Annotated in this window: 2 protein-coding genes and 1 pseudogene; 1 reads left to right on the forward strand and 2 read right to left on the reverse strand. The window is 66.6% G+C overall.

Annotation, left to right across the window (positions count from 1 at the left end; all coding sequences use genetic code 11):
• Both AC08OU_RS24440 and smpB read right to left on the reverse strand, forming a co-directional pair.
• A pseudogene (locus tag AC08OU_RS24440) lies at window positions 1–451 on the reverse strand (hypothetical protein); the annotation flags it as partial.
• A 60-nt stretch (window positions 452–511) separates the two neighbouring features.
• The gene (gene smpB, locus AC08OU_RS24445; protein ID WP_476602440.1) at window positions 512–991 is read right to left on the reverse strand and encodes an SsrA-binding protein SmpB; all 480 of its coding nucleotides are present in this window, start codon (window positions 989–991) and stop codon (window positions 512–514) included.
• A 636-nt stretch (window positions 992–1,627) separates the two neighbouring features.
• Here smpB and AC08OU_RS24450 point away from each other — a divergent pair.
• A complete protein-coding gene (locus tag AC08OU_RS24450) occupies window positions 1,628–2,500 on the forward strand; it encodes a DUF222 domain-containing protein (RefSeq protein ID WP_476605918.1) in 873 nt (290 codons plus the stop codon).
• Window positions 2,501–2,526: the final 26 nt, after the last annotated feature.

Raw genomic sequence — 2,526 nt, forward strand, 5'->3', positions numbered from 1 at the left:
CCATCGCCGCGATCAACGAATGGCTGCCCCGATAAACTTCCCAAACAGGCCCTAGGCCGGTGAACCGCGCGGCCCGATGCTCGGCCGCCGCCTGCGAGGACGCCTGTTCCAACCCGGCTCGGGTGAAGAACATCCGATCGGCCCGGGCAAACTTGACCATCGCGCGCCGCCTCAGCTCCGCCTGAGTGAACGCGGAGGCGAGGAGCGCGGGGGACACGCCCTCGGCGCGCAGGCGGGCACCGACAGCCAGTTCCCGGGCCGCGCCTCCACCAGCACGCTCATCCTCGGCAAATGCCGCGACCGCCGCCGCCAGCACCGCCTCACCCTGTGCGCTCAGCAGGGCCTCGAGCTGCGCCAGCCGGTCGCCGTCGGAGGCGGTCACGGCGACTCGGATGGTGCCGGAACCGGCGAATCCGCGGCACGACGACGAAATAACGACGACGGGAACCATGACAGGAACGTCGACAGGAACATCGGCGGCCCCACGGACGGTGTCATGGACGGCTGGCTATCAAAGGTAGCGCCCCTTGGCTCGGCGGCCCATCGCCCGGCCGATCTCCCGGGCCGCGTCCCGCTCCGCGATCGCGTGCCGTTTGTCGTACGACTTGCGGCCACGCGCCAGCGCAATCTCGATCTTCGCCCGCCCGTCCTTCCAGTAGAGCGAGAGCGGGACCAGCGTGAGCCCACCCTCCTGGGTCTTACCGACCAGTTTTTCGATCTCCACCCGATGCAGCAGCATCTTGCGCTTGCGGCGGGGGGCGTGGTTCGTCCAGGTCCCCTCGGTGTACTCGGGGATGTGCACGTTGTGCAGCCAGATCTCACCATCGCTGATCTGGGCGAACCCGTCGACGAGCGAGGCCCGCCCGGCCCGCAGCGCCTTCACCTCGGTGCCACGGAGCACCAGCCCAGCCTCGTAGGTGTCGAGGATGTCGTAGTCATGCCGGGCGCGCTTGTTCTGCGCGATCAGTCTGCGCCCCGTCTCCCTCGGCACTGTCCTGTCCCTCTTCCCACACCGTTCGCGAAATCTTCTCCGAACCTACGTCCTGCCTCCCGCGTCGGTGACACGCCCGGCTCCACCGCGAGGACACTCATGGTATCGATCATGTGAGCGCCATCGTCGGTCGCCGGCGTGGCCCGGGTGACATCGCCGAGCGCTCCGTAGGGCGACGAGCGCCGTCAGCGCGCCCCGCGGAGGAGCCGCCACGGCGGCGACTTGGGCGTTCAACACCTTCCACCTCCTTGCTCTGCTGTCGAGCTTGCCCGGCCGTCGAGCTTGCCCGGCCGTCGAGACGATGGACTTGACGACGCTGGACTTGATGAGACGCTGGACTTGATGAACGGCGCCAGCGAGCACTATACTCGAACACATGTTCGATGATCGGAGTGTTCGGGCGAATCGGCGGCGGTTCCTGCCAACAGATCCAACCGTTCCCTCCAAGTGCCCATGACAGGCGGCATGATGCATCCAGCGACCAGACCCAGTTCATCGCTTCGGCCCGGCTCACAGTCCAGTCCGGGTAAGCCCAGTTCGGACGAGTCCAGCCCGCGCGAGGAAGCAGAGGCCCTGGGCCCCCGCGACACCGGGGTCGACGACAGTGGTTCTCTTTCCCGTCGCCTGGACTCATCGATGGTTTATGGTCGTCGTGTAGCTGAATTCGACGCGGACGGATGTCTCCGAGCGGATGTGGCGATCGGTCGGGAGATCGCACGCTGGGAGGCGGCACGGCTGCTCGTGAGAGCGAGGTTCGCGCAGCTACGGCCGCCCACGGAAGAGGATGAGAGCGGGGCTGCCAGGGGATTTCACGAGTTCGCGGGAGACGAACTGGCTGCCGAGCTGAGAATATCATCAGCGTCGGGAAACAAGCAGTTGGGTTTCGCGGTCGGCGTCGTCCACCGCATGCCGGCCGCGCTGACTGCTCTTGAACATGGTGAGCTGGATTCCCAGCGGCTGGCCGTGCTGGAACGACTGACGGCCAACCTGTCGGACAGCCAAGCCGCGGACGTGGCGGAGACGGTTCTGCGCCGGGGTGGGCGGCCAAGCCACGCAGCGTTCGCGGCCGCCGTGCGACGGCGTGTGGTGGTGGTAGACCCTCAGGGGAGTCGAAATGAAATAACTTGCGCGTTTCGAACCCTCCACAGGCCTATGACCTGCGATGATGCTCTCGATCACGTATTTGTTACTTCATTACGTCCCCAGGGCGCGGAGCAGCGTCGCCGCAGGGCGGCGAAGGCGCGTCGGGTGACGGTGCGGGCCGAGCCGGATGGTATGGGCCGCATCTCGGCATCGCTTCCGGCAGACCGCATGCTCGCGGCGTTTCGACGGGTGGACCTTCTGGCGAGGAGAGCAGGCGGTGCGCAGGACGGTCGCGGGCTCGACCAGCGTCGGGCCGACGTTTTCTACGACCTGCTGATGGGGCAGGATCGTGACCGTGTCAGTATCGAGATGCAGGTGGTCGTGTCGGCTTCCTGTCTGCTGGGTATGTCGGGTCTTCGAAGTTAACCGGGGTGGGCGTGAGACCCCAGCCA

The sequence above is a fragment of the Frankia sp. CcMO1 genome (assembly GCF_977945845.1).